Genomic DNA, 17,507 nt, shown 5'->3' on the forward strand with positions numbered 1-17,507 from the left:
TCACCCTAAACCGCGGCACCAGCGACGCGGGGGGCGGACCGGGTCGCCCCGATCCGCCCCCGCCGAGCCACTGCGCCGTCACGAGGTCCGGGAGAACACCGCCACCGTGCGGCCCGGAACGGTGAACGTGCCCGAGCCCGCCTCGTAGGACGAGGTCTTGACGACGGAGTCCGCGCCCGACGCCTGCACCGGATGCAGCGCGTACGCCGTCCCGGCCAGGGCGCCGACCGTCTGCTCCTGCTTGTCGGGCGTCGCGTTGAAGACGACGACGAGATCGCCGAGCTCCATCGTGATCACCCCGGGCGTCTCGTCCGTCCCGGACAGCGGGAAGGAGAGCTTCGACTGCACCTGGTCGGCCGTCGAGAGCGAGAAGACGTTCTCGGTCGTACGGATCCTCTGCAGGTCCTGGTACGCGCCCGAGGCACCCTCGATCTGGTCGCAGCCCACCTTGACGGACGTCAACAGCGGTGTGGCGTAGGGCCACTTGGAGGCATTGTCGGCCGCCATCGGCAGTCCGCGCCCGAAGCCGTTGCCGTCCTGGCAGTTCCAGTGGATGGCGTTGAACCAGTCGCCGCTGTCGTACGAGTTGCGGTCGAGCGACTTGGAACGCAGCAGGTCCGAGCCGGCCTGGGAGAGTGACGGTCCCTGCGAGAGGGTCGCCGTCGCCATGGCCAGGACCTGCATACGGGCCCGGTCGCCCGCGCTGGTCGCCGCGGGCAGCTTGTAGGTGAGCGCGTCGTACAGCGACTCGTTGTCATGCGCGTCGGCGTACGCGAGGGCGTCACCCGGCGCGTCCGCGTATCCGGCGCTCTGGCCGTTGTAGTCGACCTCGGAGCCCTTGACCTCCTTGCCGTCGCTGTCGGTGAAGTGGTACTTCGCGAGGTTGCCGGTCAGACCGACCTTGATGAGGTCCTGGTAGTGCAGCAGACGGGCCTTCTGCTCAGCCGAAGTTCCGTTCGCCGTCGAGGAGTTGGGGTCGGTGTAGAGACCGGACGCGAAGCCCTGGATGCCGGGGTCGGAGTCGAAGGGGCTGCCGCCGCGTACGGCGTCACGGGCGCGGTCGGAGAAGGTCGCGATGCCCGTCCCCGCCATGTTCTTCTGAGTGGCCTGCACAAAGCGGGCGTCGTCGGCGACCTCACCGAAGTTCCAGCCCTCGCCGTACAGGATGATCTTCTTGCCGTCGACGCCGTCCTTCTCCAGGGTGAGCGCGTCGAGAGCCTTGCGTACGGCCAGTATGTTCGCCTTGGGGTGGTGGCCCATGAGGTCGAAGCGGAAGCCGTCGACCTTGTACTCCTTGGCCCAGGTGACGATCGAGTCCACCACCAGCTTGCCCATCATGGCGTTCTCGGTCGCCGTGTTCGCACAGCACGTGGAGGTGGCCACCGAGCCGTCGGCGAGAAGCCGCTGGTAGTAGCCGGGGACGACCTTGTCCAGCACGCTCGTTTCGGCCTGCCCGCTGGCGGCGGTGTGGTTGTAGACCACGTCCATGACGACCCTGAGGCCGTCCTCGTTCAGCGACTTGACCATCTTGCGGAACTCGACCGTGCGCCCGGTGCCGTCCGGGTCGGTCGCGTACGAGCCTTCCGGCACCGTGTAGTGGTACGGGTCGTAGCCCCAGTTGTACGCGTCCTTCGCGGCGATCTTCGCCACGCACTCCTGCTGCTTCCCGGAATCGGCCGCGTAGGAGGCGAGGTCGCAGTCGGTGGTCGCCTGGTCGGCCTTCTTCTCGGGGATCGTCGCGATGTCGAACGCGGGCAGCAGATGCACATACGAGGTACCGGACTTGGCCAGCGCCTTCAGGTGCTTCGAGCCGTCGCTGTCCTTGTCGGTGAAGGCGAGGTACGTGCCCCGGTCGGCCGCCTTGGCCGTCTTGTCCTCCACCGAGAAGTCCCGGATGTGCAGCTCCTGGATCTGGGCGTCCTTCAGCGCCACCGCCTTCGGCTTCTTCAGGGACGACCAGCCGCTCGGGGCAAGGGACTTGGCGTCCAGGTCGACGACCAGACTGCGCTCCGAGTCGGCGGTCAGGGCCACCGAGTACGGGTCGGTGACCTTGTTGGTGACGACCTTCTGGACGGTCGGCGCCCACACCTTCACCACATACCGGTACGGCTTGCCCGTCCAGGACTTGTCGCCGGTGACGGACCAGACGCCGGTGGTGTCGTTCCGCTTCATGGCGACCGTGGAGCCGTCCAGGTCCAGGGAGACGCTCTGCGCGGTCGGCGCCCACACGGCGAGCGTGGGACGGCCGTTGCGGAAGGTCGGCCCCAGGTCCGCCTTCGTCGCGTCGTACAGATCGTCGAGTACGCCGGCGATCTGGACGCCCGTCGCCGCCAGTACCGCACCGTTGGCGGCCCGTTGCGAGGCGACGATCTGACCGTTCAGGGCCTCCTTCACCCGGTCCCGGTCACGCGGGTCGACGGACCAGGCCGTGTAGTCCTTCAGGTGCGGGAACTTGGCCTTCTGGGCATCGGTGAGGGCGGTCTTGGTGAGCCGGAGCCAGCGCTCGTCGTCGCTGGTCAGCGTCCCGTCCTTCACCGCGATCGAGCCGTCGCCCGAGTACAGCAGCTGGGTGGACACCGCCGCGTCGGAGCCGTTCCAGGCGACCGTGTCCTTGTCGATCCAGACCGCCTTGGAGGTGGTCAGGTCGAGCGCGGCCGCGCTGCCGGCGGGCTGCGGGAGCAGGTACTTCTCCTGGCCGTTCACCAGCCACACCTCGTAGCCGTTGGCCGAGAGGTCCAGCGACTGGTCGGCGGAAAGGTCCTTGTCGTCGCCCTTGTGGATGATGTAACTGAGGCTGGTGGCACCCTCGGCGAGCGGCACCTCGAAGACAGCGCCATAGGCGTCAGTCTTCACCGGCTCCAGGGGCTTCGACCAGTCCGTGGGCGTCGCGGCGCCCGTCCACACGTGCAGCCCCCAGCCGGTGTAGTCGCCGTCGGCGCGGTGGTAGTGGATGACCGCCTTGGTCTTGTCCTGCGCCGGGTAGTCGGCCGTCGGCTTCTCGGTGAGGACGGCCTCCTTGCCCTGCTCGACCCAGACCTCGCCCGTCTTGGTGACGTCGATCGTGCGGTCGGCGGAGACGTCCTTGTTGCCGTCCTTGTCGATGACGAGGAAGCCCACGCTGGAGGCGCCCGCCTTCAACTTCACGTAGGCGAAGGCCCCGTAGGCGTCGCGGCCGATGAAGTCGTGGCCCGCGGGCCAGGTCGTCGACTCACCGTCGGCGAGGTCGCCCCAGGCGTACAGCCGCCAGTCGGTGTAGTCGCCGTCGGTGCGCTTGTAGTGGACGATCGCGTAGTCGCGCGAGGAGGCCGTCGGGACCTCCGCGACGGGCGGGGTGCCGGTGGCCGAGGTGGCCGTCGCGCTCGACGTACGACCGGCCGAATCGATCACAACAGCCTTGTAGCGCAAGGTGGTTCCGGCCGGCACGTCTGCGCCGATCGCCTGGGTGACCTTGTACGGGGCGTGGTCGGCGGAGCCGAGCGTCTGCCACTTGCCATTGCCGACCTGGGCGGCGAAGACGACGCGGTTGAGCTGACCGCCCTCGACATCGGCGCTCAGTTCGACGGTGCCGGTGGCGCCCTCGGCTGGAGCCTTGAGGGTCAGCGACGGCTTCGCGGCGGGGGTACCGAGCTTGCCCGCGGCCTTGAAGACGATCGACGAACCGGCCGGGACGGTGACCGTGACCTTCTTGTCGGCGTCACTCTTCACGGTGGACGAAGTCCCGTAGATGCCCCGGAACGTCATGTCCCCCGAACCGGTCGCGAACGTCGCCGTCTTCGCCTCGTCGGCGTTGTTCACCGCGACGACGTACTCGACGCCGGTCTTCGCGTCAGTACGGGAGAAGGCGTACACGCCCGCACCGTCCGCCGCGTAGCGCTCCGTCTGGACGCCGTCCGCGAGGGCCGGGTTGTCCTTGCGGAGCTTGGAGAGAGCACTGATCTGCTCGTAGAGCGGTGCACTCGTGTCGTAGGCGTCGCTCGCGTGCGTGCGGTCGGTGCCGATCTCGTCGTCGTCGAGATAGTCGGCGACCTTGGAGGCGAACATCGTCTGGCGGGCGTCCTTGTCACCGCCCGAACCGGTGAAGCCCTGCTCGTCGCCGTAGTAGACGACGGGGTTGCCACGGCTGAGGAACATCAGCTCGTTGGCGAGCTGGTCCTTCTTCAGCAGCTGGGCGTCGGTCGCCTTCGGGTTGTCCTGGTTCAGGAAGTACCCGATACGGCCCATGTCATGGTTGCCGAGGAAGGTGACCTGCTCGTACGCGTTGGCCTTGTCCGTCGTGTACTTGTAGTCGTCGGCGAAGACCGAGGCGAGCTTCTGCGCGCTGCCGCCCTGGGAGGCGTACGAGCGGGCCGCGTCCTGGAAGGGGAAGTCCAGCGTGGCGTCGAGACGGCCCTGGGTGACGTACGGCGAAGTGATCGACGTGTCGGCGGAGTAGACCTCGCCGAACATGAAGAAGTTCTTCCGGCCGTGCTGAGCGGCGTACGCGTCCAGGGCGGTGGCCCACTGCGTCCAGAACTCCATGTTCACGTGCTTCACGGTGTCGATCCGGAAGCCGTCGATGCCGAAGTCCCTGACCCACTTCTCGTAGATCTTCTCCATGCCACTGACGACCTCGGGACGCTCGGTCCACAGGTCGTCGAGCCCGGAGAAGTCGCCGTAGGTGGTGGACTCGCCGGCGTAGGTGGAGTCACCGCGGTTGTGGTACATCGTCGTGTCGTTGAGCCACGACGGGACCTTGGCGTTCTTCTTCGCGGCCGTCACGGTCGGCGTGCGCGGGAACGAGTCGGCGTCCACGGAAGGGAACGCGGTGGTGCCGGCCGCGTAGTCCGCGTCGTCGAAGGGCACGCCGTCCTTGGTCAGATACGGGAAGGCACCCTTGGAGAGGTAGTCGTAGGACTTCTCCTCGTAGTCGACGACATCGGCCGTGTGGTTGGTGATGACGTCGAAGAAGACCTTCATGCCCTTGGCGTGGGCCTTGGAGATCAGCGTCTCCAGGTCCTTGTTGGTGCCGAAGTGCGGGTCGACCTGGGTGAAGTCGGTGATCCAGTAACCGTGGTAGCCGGCCGAGGCGTCCTTGCCGGTGCCCTGCACGGGCTGGTTCTTGAAGATCGGCGCCATCCAGATGGAGGTGGTGCCGAGGCCCTTGATGTAGTCGAGCTTCTTGGTCAGGCCCTTGAGGTCGCCGCCCTGGTAGAAGCCCTTGTCGGTGGGGTCGTAGCCGGTCGACAGGCGTGAGCCGGTGAGGCCGCCCTGGTCGTTGGACGTGTCGCCGTTGGCGAAACGGTCCGGCATCACGAAGTAGAACTGCTCGCGGGTGTCGTCGTGCCGGGACGGCTCGGCGGCGAGCTTCGCGTCGGACGGGGGCGCGGGCGGGGTGTCGGCCCGCGCCGCGAGCGGCTGAAGGAACGCTGCCGCGAGGGCGGCCACGGCGACTGCCGCGACCCGTCTGCGCTGCGCGGATCGGCGCGTGAAAGGCGCCGGCCATCTCGGTATCACAGGCGTGAACTCCTAGCGATTACGGCTCATTTGGTATCGCCCCACTGGCATCGCCCGACGCCGGGCACGGCCACGGTGCCGGGCGCCGGCGCGACCGTATCGCTAACGCAAGCTTTACAGCAAGAGGCTTGCAATTCACAGCAAGAACTTTCAACGCCGACCTTGACGTGCCTCTCTCAACTCCCCCAGTCTCACGAGTTGTTGAATCCGCAACCCCCTCTCCTGGGAGCCGCACATGACCAGACGCCGACCCCCCGGTGTCCTCCGGCGCGCCGCGACCGCCACTGCCGCGGGCGCCCTCGCGCTCGCCGGAGCCATCGCTCTCCCCGCCACCCCCGCACAGGCCGACACCACCACCTCCGGTGACGTGATCGCCAACCTCTGGCAGTGGAACTGGGACTCCATCGCCTCCGAGTGCACCAACGTGCTCGGCCCGGCCGGCTACGGCGCGGTGCAGGTCGCCCCGCCCGCCGAGTCCCTCAAGCAGTCCAACTACTACTGGTGGGACGTCTACCAGCCGTACTCGTACAACCTGAACAGCCGCTTCGGGACGGCGGCCAAGTTCGCGAGCATGGTCAGCGCGTGCCACACGGCCGGCGTGAAGGTCTACACCGACGCGGTCATCAACCACACCGCCGCCCAGACCGGCACCGGCTACAACGGCACCACGATCACCAACAAGTACGACACCCCGGACTGGGACCCGGGCGACTACCACCAGTCGGACGACTGCTCCGACTCCGACCTGATCATCGACGATTACTCGAACCTCTCCGAGGTCCAGAACTGCGAACTGCTCGGCCTGCCGGACCTGGAGACCGAGGAGGACAGCGTCCGCTCGGGCATCGCGTCCTTCCTCAACAAGCAGATCGCGCTCGGCGTCGACGGCTTCCGCGTCGACGCGGCCAAGCACATTCCCGAGACCGACATGGCGGCCATCGAGGCCAAGCTGAACGACACGACGGCCGGCGCCGACCCGTACGTCTTCCAGGAGATCTACCCCGGCTCCACCCCCGCGGCCTCCGACTACTACTCCTCCGGTGACGTCCTCGACTTCACCTACGCGAGCAAGATGAAGTCGGCCTTCCAGGGCAACGTCTCCGACCTGGAGTCCCTGTCCTCCTCCGGCATCCTGCCCGCCGCCAACTCGGTGTCCTTCGTGACCAACCACGACACCGAGCGCAACGGCCTGCACATGAGCTACAAGGACGGCGACAGCTACAAGCTCGCCAACCTCTTCCAGCTCGCCTACAAGTGGTCGACCCCGACCATCTACGCCGGCTGGGAGTTCAGCACCAGCGACCAGGCCCCGCCGAACTCCAGCGGCTTCGTCACCGACACCGAGTGCACCAGCGGCGCCTGGTACTGCCTCGACCGCGACACCGGCGTCGTCGGCATGGTCGCCTGGCACAACGCGACCGGCAGCGCGGCCGTCTCCAACTGGTCCACCAAGTCCTCCAGCGTGATCGGCTTCGGCCGCAGCGGCGCGGGCTACTTCGCCCTCAACAACGGCTCCAGCGCGGCCACTTACACCTTCGCCACGGGTATGGCCGACGGCACGTACTCCAACGTCATCGACGGCGGCGCCAGCACGGTCACCGTCTCCGGCGGCAGCGCGAGCATCACCGTCCCGGCGAAGGGCGCGGTCGCCTTCTACAACGCGTCGTACACCTGCACGGTGGGCTGCGACGACACGGGCGGCGGCAACTCCACGTCGACGGTCGGCGCCACCTTCAACGAGTACGCGTCCACGACCAGCGGCACGAACGTCTACGTCGTCGGCTCGATCTCCGCACTCGGCTCCTGGGACACGTCGAAGGCGATCGCGCTCTCGTCCACCGGGTACCCGATCTGGTCGGGCGTGGTGAGCGTACCGATCAACACGACATTTACGTACAAATATATCAAGAAGGACTCATCCGGGAATGTGACCTGGGAGTCCAACGCCAACAGATCGGCCACGACGGCGAGTTCGGCGGTCTCCCTCAACAACTCCTGGAACGTGGCCAGTCCCTCCGCGACCGACGTCACCTTCAACGAGTACGCGACCACCACCTGGGGCACCAACGTCTACGTCGTCGGCTCCATAGCCTCCCTCGGCTCCTGGAACACCTCCGACGCGATCCCCCTGTCGTCGGCGTCGTACCCGACCTGGAGCAAGCTGGCGATCGTGCCGCAGAGCACGACGTTCGAGTACAAGTATCTGAAAAAAGATTCCTCCGGGAACGTCATCTGGGAGTCCGGGACCAACCGCTCGTACACGACCGGCACTTCCAGTGGCTACACCACCAGTGACACCTGGAAGTAGCAGCAACTGAATCGGCTTTGCTCTGATGCCGACGCCACAGCCTCCCGCTGTGACGTCGGCATCAACCGGTTATCGAGTCTGAACTCGTGGCGTCATGGTCGACGAGGATTCCACCGTAACGCTCGGCCGCGAGCGTCGTTGATCCTCTTGTATGAGGGCTGACATGGGACGCAAGTACCGCCTCTACCCCACTCCCGCGCAGGAGAAAGTCCTGACCGAGTGGGGGCATTCGGCGCGTGCGCTGTGGAATCTGGCATTGGAGCAGCGACAGCACGTCTATCGGCAACGCCGTGTGACGCTGGATTCGGTGTCACAGTGTGTACATCTCACGGCGGCGAGGGGTGAGATCGACTGGCTCGCGGACTTGCCTGCGACTGCGGGACACCAGGTGCTGCGCCACCTCGACCAGGCCTACGACAACTTCTTCAACCCCTCGCATCCAGCCGGGTATCCACAGTTCAAGAAGCGCGGACACGGTCTGAAGCTGTCATTTCCCGGCCAAGCCGTGAAGGTCCGCAAGCTGAACCGTCACTGGGCCGAAGTGTGGATTCCGAAGATGGGCTGGGTCCGGTTCCGGCTCTCCCGCGCGCTGGGTGGTGTGGTCCGTAATGCCACCATCAGCAAAGGTGGGGTTGGCTGGCATGTGTCCTTCGGTGTGGCTACGGGAGCCAGGCCTCTTCCGCCGATCGACAGGCCGGGGTGCGGGGTGGACTTCGGCGTCGCCGCTTCGGCTTATGTGTCGACCGAGGGCGAGCCTCGCCGAATGCCGGCAACACTTTCCGCTGCCGAAAAGAGTCGGTTGAGGCATCTGGAGCAGAAGAAGGCGCGCCAGATTACGTACGCCAAGAAGCACCAGGGGGGCCGGTACAGCAAGCGTCTTCGTGAGACCATCCAGCAGATCGCGAAGATCAGGGCCAGGCAGGCCTGTCGGCGAAGAGACTTCACGCACAAGCTCACCACCGAACTCGCCAAGAACCACGGCTATGTCGGTATCGAGGACCTGCGCGTGATGAACATGACCAAGAGTGCCCGAGGCAACGCCGCGAATCCGGGTTCGAGAGTCAAGACGAAGGCTGCGTTGAACCGGGCGATCCTGGACAACTGTCCTGGCGAACGCCGTAGGCAGCTGGAGTACAAGTGCAGGCTCTACGGTTCGGAGCTACGACCGGTTCCTGCTTTCCATACGTCCAATACGTGCGGAAATCCCGCCTGTGGGAAGGTCGATCCGGAATCTCGGCAGGGTTGCGGGCGCCTGTTCGCCTGCGTGCACTGCGGGTTTGAGGACGACGCCGATCACAATGCCGCGGTGGAGATCGATGCCCGCGCCCGCCGGGGAGTGCCCCCGGCCCGAGCCCGCCGGACGGGTGGCTCGGTCAACAACAGCACGCGCAGACGTGTCACAGCGTCGAGTCCCGGTGACAGCCGGAGGCGGATGCGTGAAGCCCAGGCCACTGCCTCCGGGTAGTGGCGGGAATCGCGGTCGGCAAACGGCAGCGAGAGTCGTCAAAAGTATGTCAAGAAGGACTTTTTCTGAATTCCCGTGAGGGTGTGAGCCCAACCGCGCTCGCGGTGGAGTGGGTTGCGTCCGGGGTTGCCGCGCCTGGAGCGCGAGGTCGCTGAAGAGGCGCTGCCAGTAGGGGTGTTGGAAAGTCTTACGACATCTTGCTGAAACTTGGTTGCAAGCGATACTTTCCCAACCCCCCACCCGCACAACGAAGTGCAGGAGCATCACATGGCAACACGGAAAACGCTTGCTGCGGCGTGCGCGCTCGCGGCCGGGCTCGCGGTCTCGGTGGTTCTTCCCCCCGGTACGGCGGCCGCTTCTCCCCCCGGGAGCAAGGACGTCACCGCGGTTCTGTTCGAGTGGAAGTTCGCCTCGGTGGCGAAGGAGTGCACCAATACGCTGGGGCCCGCCGGTTATGGGTATGTCCAGGTGTCGCCGCCGGCCGAGCACATACAGGGGTCGCAGTGGTGGACCTCGTACCAGCCGGTGAGTTACAAGATCGCGGGGCGGCTCGGTGATGCCACCGCGTTCCAGAACATGGTCAGCACGTGTCACGCGGCGGGTGTGAAGGTCGTCGCCGACACCGTCATCAACCACATGTCGGCGGGATCCGGCACCGGGACCGGCGGCTCGTCGTACACGAAGTACAACTACCCCGGTCTGTACTCCTCGTACGACATGGACGACTGCACGGCGACGATCAGCGACTACACGAACCGGACCAATGTGCAGAACTGCGAGCTCGTCGGGCTCGCGGATCTGGACACGGGTGAGGAGTATGTGCGGTCCACGATCGCCGGGTACATGAACACCCTGCTCGGGTACGGCGTGGACGGCTTCCGGATCGACGCGGCCAAGCACATACCGGCGACCGACCTCGCCAACATCAAGTCCCGGCTGAGCAATCCGTCGGTGTACTGGAAGCAGGAGGTCATCTACGGTTCCGGTGAGGCGGTCCAGCCGACCGAGTACACGGGCAACGGTGACGTGCAGGAGTTCCGGTACGCGTACGACCTCAAGCGGGTCTTCAACAACGAGAACCTCGCCTATCTGAAGAACTACGGCGAGGGCTGGGGCTACATGAGCAGCTCGGTCGCGGGTGTCTTCGTCGACAACCACGACACCGAGCGCAACGGGTCGACCTTGAACTACAAGGACGGGGCGAACTACACCCTCGCCAACGTTTTCATGCTCGCGTACCCGTACGGCGCGCCCGACATCAACTCCGGGTACGAGTGGTCCGAGGCGGACGCGGGTCCGCCCAACGGCGGCACCGTCAACGCCTGCTGGCAGGACGGCTGGAAGTGTCAGCACGCCTGGCCGGAGATCAAGTCGATGGTGGCGTTCCGCAACGCCACCCGCAGTGAGGCGGTCGGCAACTGGTGGGACAACGGTGGCGACGCCATCGCGTTCGGGCGCGGCAGCAAGGGCTTCGTGGCCATCAATCACGAGTCGAGCTCGCTGACCCGGACCTACCAGACGTCGCTGGCGGCCGGGACGTACTGCAATGTCCAGAGCAGTACGAGTGTGACCGTGAACAGCTCGGGGCAGTTCACGGCGACCCTCGGGGCGAACACGGCGCTGGCGATCTATTCGGGCAAGTCCAGCTGCTGAGCCCGAGCCGGCCCCTCGGAGGCGCGAGCCAGGGCCACAGGTGAAGGCCCCAGGTGAAGGCCACGAGTGACGACACAAGGGAGGGGTCGTATCGGACATTTCCGATACGGCCCTTTCCCTTTGCGACACGTGGCGGTAACGGGAACGTCACGCTTGCAGGATCTTGCGGAAATTTCCTTGCAACGTCTTTCGCAAGGACTTGCAGCGCTGTTAGTTTCTGCCCCAGCCCGGCGGCCGTCGATGGGACAGACGGCACCCGCGGTCCTCCCAAGGGAAGATCCGGGCAACCCTCTTCTAGGAGTTCATATGCGACGTGGCATATCGATCGCCGCCGCGGTGACTGTCATCGCGCTGTCCGCGACCGCTTGTGGTGGTTCCGACGACAACTCGTCGAGCAAGCCGAAGGCCGCCAAGGACATCTCCGGGACGATCACATACTGGGACACCTCGGACGCGGCGACCGAAGCCCCGACGTACAAGGCTCTCATCAAGAAGTTCGAGGCCAAGTACCCCAAGATCAAGGTGAACTACCAGAGCATCCCGTTCGCCGACGTCGAGCAGAAGTTCAAGTCGGCCGCGAAGAGCGGCAAGGGCGCCCCCGACGTCGTCCGCACCGACGTGGGCCTGATCCCCGAGTACGCCTCGCTCGGTTACATCGCCCCGCTCGACGGCACCACCGCGCTGACGAACACGTCGGACTTCAACACGGGTCCGATGGACACCACCAAGTACAACGGCAAGACGTACGGCGTCCCGTCCGTGACCGACACCCTGGGCCTGCTCTACAACAAGGCGCTGCTCAAGAAGGCCGGCATCGACACGCCGCCCACCACGTGGGACGAGTTCATCACCGACTCCAAGACGATCAAGAAGAAGACCGGGGCGTACGGCACCTACCTCAACCCCGACTCCTACTTCCTGCTCCCGCTGCTCTACAGCAACGGCGCGGACATGGCCGACACCTCGGCGAAGAAGATCACCATCTCCGACGCCAACGCCGTCACCGCGCTGACCACGGCGAAGAAGATCCAGGACGAGGCGTCGATGAAGATCGACTTCGCGAACGCCTACCAGAACATGCAGACGGCCTTCAAGAACGGCAAGGTCGCCATGCTGGTCCAGGGCCCCTGGTCGGTCAGCGACGACCTGTCGGGCACGGCGTTCAAGGGCAACGAGGACAACCTCGGCTACGCGGCCGTCCCGGCCGGTGCGGGCGGCAAGGCCCAGGCCCCGACCGGCGGTCACGACCTCACGGTCTACCAGGGCTCCAAGAACCTGGACGCCAGCTACCTCTTCTCGCAGTTCATGACGTCGACCGAGAGCCAGATCACGATCGCCAAGGCCACCGGCACGCTGCCGACCCGCAAGTCGGCCTACACCTCCGAGGTGACGTCGGACGCCAAGGTCGCCGGCTTCAAGCCGATCCTGGAGCAGACCGCCCGCCCGCGCGTCGCTCTCCCGCAGGTCGGCTCGCTCTTCACGCCGCTCGCGCAGAACTACGTGAAGATCCTGCAGGGCAGCTCGTCGGTCAAGGCCGGCCTGGACAACACGGCCAAGGAGTTCGAGAAGCTCCTGCCCGGCTACTCCATCGGCTGACCCTGCACTCAGTAGCCAACCGGTAACCGAAGAACACGCAGCCCCGGGGAACGAACACCCCGCTGCCGCCCCGAAGGGGCTCCCCGGGGCTGCGGAACCACAGGATCCACCAGATCCACCGGGCCGGTCAGGCCCCCCGGGATCCACCAGACTTCCGCCGCGAAAGAGCCGATGAGGATGACGACCGCAGCGAGCACCGAGAACACCGATCAGCCAGCGCCCGGCAAGAACGCCGCGCGCCCCCCACGCGTTTCGGCGCTCAGGCGGTCCTGGGACAAGTACTGGTACGCCTGGGCCATGGTGACCCCGGTCGCCATCGTCCTGGCCGTCCTCGTCCTGTATCCGCTCGGATACGGCTTCTACCAGTCCCTGACCGACGCCAACGAGTCGAACGTCTCCGCGACCATCGGCGCCTTCCACCGCCCGGCCACATACAAGTTCGTCGGCCTGGACAACTACTGGCACGTGCTGTCCGGCGCGGACAGCGACTTCTACCCGCGCCTGTGGTGGACGATCATCTGGACCGTGGTCGGCGTGTCACTGATGGTCGGCCTCGGCATGGGCCTCGCGGTGCTGCTCAACCGCAAGATGCGCCTGCGCGGCTTCTACCGCGCGCTGCTGATCCTGCCCTGGGCCGTCCCGTCGTTCATCAGCGTCTTCGCCTGGCGGCTGATGCTCAATTCGCAGTACGGCGTCTTCAACGAGATCATCACGGCGTTCGGCCTGCCGGCCCAGGACTGGCTCGGCACCCCGCTCGCCCAGAAGGTCGCCGTGATCATGGTGAACGTCTGGGTCGGCATCCCCTTCAACATGGTCGCGATCCTCGGCGGACTCCAGTCCATCCCCAAGGAGCTGTACGAGGCCTCCGAGATGGACGGCGCCTCCCCCTGGCAGCGCTTCGTGAACGTCACACTGCCGGGCCTGCGTCCGGTGACCAACACGATCATCCTGCTGGGCTGCATCTGGACGTTCAACATGTTCAACATCATCTATCTGCTGCTGGGCAACAACACGAGCGGCGACGCCGACATCCTTGTCACCTTCGCCTTCCGCAAGGCGTTCACCGGTGTCTCGGACTACGCGGGCGCGGCGACGTACGGGATCATCATCCTCGCCCTCCTGCTGGCCTTCTCGACCTTCTACCGCCGCAACACCCTGAAGTCCGAGCAGGCGTAAGGAGCCATCGCCATGACCGCAGCAACCCACGAGAACTCCTCCGCCGCCACGGCCGCCCCAACGGCCGCCCGCCGCTCGGACACCGCCGCCCCACGCAAGGTGCGCGGCCGCGAACACCGCAGCCTCGGCTCCTCGATCGCCCTGCACGGCACCCTGATCGTGGCCACGGTGATCGCGGCCTTCCCGGTGGTGTGGATCCTCTTCATCTCGCTCGGCCCGAAGAACGCCTGGCAGGAGCCCAGCCAGGTCCTGAAGCACCTCAGCTTCCACAACTACAGTGACGTGCTGAGTCATTCGGATCTGCCGAAGTGGTTCCTGAACACGGTGATCGTGGCGGGCGGCACCACCGCACTCGGCGTATTCCTTGCGGCAACCGCCGGTTACGCGGTGTCCCGGATGAGGTTCCCGGGCAGCAGGCAGCTGATGTGGACGTTCCTGGTCACTCAGATGTTCCCCAGTATCGTGCTGATTGTGCCGCTGTATCTCCTTATGTCCGACCTGGATCTGCTGGACAACTACCTCGGCCTGATCCTGGCGTACGCGACGACGGCGGTGCCGTTCTGCGCCTGGATGATGAAGGGGTACTTCGACACGATCCCCAAGGAGATCGACGAGGCGGGCCGCGTGGACGGCCTCACGCCGTTCGGCACGTTCTGGCGGCTGATCGTGCCGCTGGCCAGGCCCGGTCTCGCCGTGACCGCGTTCTACAGCTTCCTCACCGCCTGGGGCGAGGTCGCGTACGCCACGCAGTTCATGCAGTCCGACCACTACACGCTCGCCGTCGGCATCCGCACCTTCGCGCAGGACCAGCGCCCCGACTGGGCGTGGACCTCGGCCACGGCGATCATCATCACCATTCCGGCGACCCTCGTCTTCCTGCTGGTGCAGCGCAGCCTGGTCTCCGGGCTGACGGCCGGCGGCACCAAGGCATGACAGCGGCCTGAAGCCCCGTCGGCATCCCCGTACTTCGCAAGCGCCTCCGTCGTTCCCCCCGCACCCCTAAGGGAATCCATGACCCAGCACGTCACCGACGCACTCCCCACCGACGCCTCCTCCGCCGCCTCCGGGCGCCGGGAGTGGTGGCGCGACGCGGTCATCTACCAGGTCTATCCGCGCAGTTTCGCGGACGGCAACGGCGACGGCATGGGCGATCTGCCTGGCGTCCGGGCCCGGCTTCCCTATCTCAAGGAACTCGGCGTCGACGCGGTGTGGCTGTCCCCGTTCTACGCCTCCCCACAGGCGGACGCGGGCTACGACGTCGCCGACTACCGTGCCGTCGACCCGATGTTCGGCAATCTCACGGACGCCGACGACCTGGTCCGCGCCGCGCACGCGCTCGGGCTGCGGGTGATCGTCGACCTGGTGCCCAACCACTGCTCGGACCACCACGAGTGGTTCAAGCAGGCGCTGCGCGAGGGCCCCGGCTCGACGATCCGGGAGCGCTTCCACTTCCGGCGCGGCAAGGGCGCGAACGGTGAACTGCCGCCCAACGACTGGGAGTCCATCTTCGGTGGCCCGGCCTGGACGCGGGTCGAGGACGGCGAGTGGTACCTCCACCTGTTCGCGCCCGAGCAGCCCGACTTCAACTGGGACCACCCGGCCGTCCACGACGAGTTCCGCTCCGTCCTCCGTTTCTGGCTGGACCTGGGCATCGACGGCTTCCGCATCGATGTGGCGCACGGCCTGGTGAAGGCGGCGGGTCTGCCCGACATCGGCCACGACGAGCAGGTCAAGCTCCTTGGCACCGAGGCCGTGCCGTACTTCGACCAGGACGGCGTGCACGAGATCTACCGCAGCTGGCGGCGCATCCTCGAGGAGTACACCGGTGAGCGCATCGCCGTCGCCGAGGCGTGGACGCCGACCGTCGAGCGCAGCGCCCTGTACCTGCGCCCGGACGAGCTGCACCAGGCCTTCAACTTCACCTATCTCACCACCGGTTGGAACGCGGCGGACCTGCGCGAGGTCATCGACCGCTCGCTCAGCGCCATGAACGCCGTGCACGCGCCCGCGACTTGGGTGCTCTCCAACCATGACGTGGTACGGCATTCCACGCGTCTCGCGGAAGGGGACGAGGCGCGTGGTCTGCGCCGGGCCAGGGCGGCGACCCTGCTCATGCTGGCGCTGCCCGGCTCGGCGTATCTCTACCAGGGCGAGGAGCTCGGCCTGCCCGAGGTGGTCGATCTGCCCGACGAGGTCCGCCAGGACCCGGCGTTCTTCCGCAGCGCGGGCCAGGACGGCACCCGCGACGGCTGCCGGGTGCCGCTGCCGTGGTCCGGCGAGGTCGCGCCGTTCGGCTTCGGCCCGGTCGAGGGCGGCCCGAGCTGGCTGCCGCAGCCGGCCTCCTGGAAGAACCTCACGGTCGAGGCGCAGGAGGGCGACCCCACCTCGACGCTGGAGTTCTACCGCAGCGCGCTCGCGGTGCGCCGCGACCACCCGGCGCTCGGCGCGGGCCGCCAGATCACCTGGCTGCCGGCCCCGGAGGGCGTCCTCGCCTTCCGTCGCGACACCGAGGAGGGCTCGTTCGTGGCCACGGTGAACCTCACCGCGGTCCCCATCCCGCTGCCCACCCCCGGCACCCTGCTGCTCGCCAGCGCGAACGTCGAGCCGGGCGCCGAAACGACTGAACTGCCCGCGGATTCAACGGTCTGGTGGGCAGTCTGAGATGCGACCGGTACAGTCCAATCCTGTGACCACACGGCTTGCCGACATCGCAGCCCAAGCGGGGGTCAGCGAGGCGACTGTCAGCCGCGTCCTGAACGGGAAGCCGGGCGTCGCCGCGACCACCCGCCAGTCCGTGCTGGCCGCGCTCGATGTGCTGGGCTACGAGCGCCCGGTACGGCTGCGGCAGCGCAGCGAGGGCCTGGTGGGCCTGATAACGCCGGAGCTGGAGAACCCGATATTCCCGGCGCTCGCGCAGGTCATCGGCCAGGCGCTGACCCGGCAGGGCTATACGCCGGTCCTGGCGACCCAGACGCCGGGCGGCTCCACCGAGGACGAGTTGACGGAGATGCTGGTGGACCGGGGGGTCGCCGGGATCATCTTCGTCTCCGGTCTGCACGCCGACACCTCCGCGGACATGCAGCGCTACGAGCAGTTGCGCGCCCAGGGCGTCCCGTTCGTCCTGGTGGACGGCTTCTCGCCCAAGGTGCAGGCGCCGTTCATCTCGCCGGACGACCGCGCGGCGATGGCCCTGGCGGTCACGCACCTCGTCTCGCTCGGGCACACCAACATCGGTCTCGCTCTGGGCCCCAAGCGCTTTGTGCCGGTCCAGCGCAAGATCGAGGGCTTCGTCCGCACGGTGCAGGAGCAGTTGGGCCTGGCCCCCGCCGACATCGAGGAGCGACTGGTCCAGCACTCGCTGTACACACTGGAGGGCGGTCAGGCCGCGGCGAGCGCGCTCATGGACCGTGACTGCACGGCGATCGTCTGTGCCAGCGACATGATGGCCCTCGGCGCGATAAGGGCGGCGCGCCAGCGCGGCCTGGAGGTCCCGAAGGACATATCGGTCGTCGGTTTCGACGACTCGCCTCTCATCGCCTTCACCGACCCACCGCTCACGACGATCCGCAAGCCGGTGCCGGCCATGGGGCAGGCGGCGGTACGGACGTTGCTGGAGGAGATCGGCGGGACGCCCGCTCCGCACAGTGAGTTCGTGTTCATGCCGGAACTGGTGGTGCGCGGTTCGACCGCTTCTGCCCCTGGGGACCGGAATCGTCCCTAGGGAGGAGGAGGTACGGCACCCGTTGGACTCCTCTCGGTGTAGAACGTGCGACCAGAACCCGACCAAGGGATGATCGGTGGGGGAAGGCTTTTCTG

The 17,507-nt window shown here is 66.7% G+C and carries 9 protein-coding genes; 8 read left to right on the forward strand and 1 reads right to left on the reverse strand.

From position 1 onward, the window contains the following. Positions 1 to 78 precede the first annotated feature (78 nt). On the reverse strand, positions 79 to 5,493 hold the full coding sequence (gene pulA / locus AB5J50_RS14640; protein ID WP_369258167.1) for a pullulanase-type alpha-1,6-glucosidase: 5,415 nt from the start codon (positions 5,491 to 5,493) through the stop codon (positions 79 to 81). A 235-nt stretch (positions 5,494 to 5,728) separates the two neighbouring features. Between pulA and AB5J50_RS14645 the strand changes: the two genes are divergently transcribed. The 8 genes from AB5J50_RS14645 (at position 5,729) to AB5J50_RS14680 (ending at position 17,412) form a co-directional block, all read left to right on the forward strand. Next, positions 5,729 to 7,801 carry a carbohydrate-binding module family 20 domain-containing protein gene (locus AB5J50_RS14645; protein ID WP_369258169.1) on the forward strand — a complete coding sequence of 691 codons (2,073 nt, stop codon included), beginning with the start codon at positions 5,729 to 5,731 and terminating at the stop codon, positions 7,799 to 7,801. A gap of 163 nt (positions 7,802 to 7,964) precedes the next feature. Continuing rightward, positions 7,965 to 9,266 (forward strand): RNA-guided endonuclease InsQ/TnpB family protein, encoded by a 1,302-nt coding sequence (locus AB5J50_RS14650; protein WP_369258171.1) that lies wholly within the window; start codon positions 7,965 to 7,967, stop codon positions 9,264 to 9,266. Between the two features lie 267 nt (positions 9,267 to 9,533). Continuing rightward, positions 9,534 to 10,919, forward strand: a complete 1,386-nt coding sequence (locus tag AB5J50_RS14655) for an alpha-amylase family protein (RefSeq protein WP_369258173.1) — start codon at positions 9,534 to 9,536, stop codon at positions 10,917 to 10,919. A gap of 306 nt (positions 10,920 to 11,225) precedes the next feature. Continuing rightward, positions 11,226 to 12,515, forward strand: a complete 1,290-nt coding sequence (locus tag AB5J50_RS14660; RefSeq protein ID WP_369258175.1) for an extracellular solute-binding protein — start codon at positions 11,226 to 11,228, stop codon at positions 12,513 to 12,515. Between the two features lie 177 nt (positions 12,516 to 12,692). Beyond that, the gene (locus tag AB5J50_RS14665; protein ID WP_369258177.1) at positions 12,693 to 13,691 is read left to right on the forward strand and encodes a carbohydrate ABC transporter permease; all 999 of its coding nucleotides are present in this window, start codon (positions 12,693 to 12,695) and stop codon (positions 13,689 to 13,691) included. 12 nt (positions 13,692 to 13,703) lie between these two features. Continuing rightward, complete coding sequence (locus AB5J50_RS14670; protein ID WP_369258179.1) at positions 13,704 to 14,624, forward strand: sugar ABC transporter permease; 921 nt, start codon at positions 13,704 to 13,706, stop codon at positions 14,622 to 14,624. 78 nt (positions 14,625 to 14,702) lie between these two features. Beyond that, entirely contained in the window at positions 14,703 to 16,352 is a 1,650-nt protein-coding gene (locus AB5J50_RS14675; protein ID WP_369258181.1) for a glycoside hydrolase family 13 protein, read from the forward strand. A 25-nt stretch (positions 16,353 to 16,377) separates the two neighbouring features. Beyond that, positions 16,378 to 17,412 (forward strand): LacI family DNA-binding transcriptional regulator, encoded by a 1,035-nt coding sequence (locus AB5J50_RS14680; RefSeq protein ID WP_327428187.1) that lies wholly within the window; start codon positions 16,378 to 16,380, stop codon positions 17,410 to 17,412. Positions 17,413 to 17,507: the final 95 nt, after the last annotated feature.

This window comes from Streptomyces sp. R35, from assembly GCF_041053035.1.
Lineage (GTDB): Bacteria > Actinomycetota > Actinomycetes > Streptomycetales > Streptomycetaceae > Streptomyces > Streptomyces lutosisoli.

What these genes read in the sequence shown, in the direction of transcription:
- AB5J50_RS14655 (WP_369258173.1), top strand. Translation starts at nt 9,534, where the DNA reads ATGGCAACACGGAAAACGCTTGCTGCGGCGTGCGCGCTCGCGGCCGGG.
- AB5J50_RS14665 (WP_369258177.1), top strand. Translation starts at nt 12,693, where the DNA reads ATGACGACCGCAGCGAGCACCGAGAACACCGATCAGCCAGCGCCCGGC.
- AB5J50_RS14645 (WP_369258169.1), top strand. Translation starts at nt 5,729, where the DNA reads ATGACCAGACGCCGACCCCCCGGTGTCCTCCGGCGCGCCGCGACCGCC.
- AB5J50_RS14670 (WP_369258179.1), top strand. Translation starts at nt 13,704, where the DNA reads ATGACCGCAGCAACCCACGAGAACTCCTCCGCCGCCACGGCCGCCCCA.
- AB5J50_RS14675 (WP_369258181.1), top strand. Translation starts at nt 14,703, where the DNA reads ATGACCCAGCACGTCACCGACGCACTCCCCACCGACGCCTCCTCCGCC.
- AB5J50_RS14660 (WP_369258175.1), top strand. Translation starts at nt 11,226, where the DNA reads ATGCGACGTGGCATATCGATCGCCGCCGCGGTGACTGTCATCGCGCTG.
- AB5J50_RS14650 (WP_369258171.1), top strand. Translation starts at nt 7,965, where the DNA reads ATGGGACGCAAGTACCGCCTCTACCCCACTCCCGCGCAGGAGAAAGTC.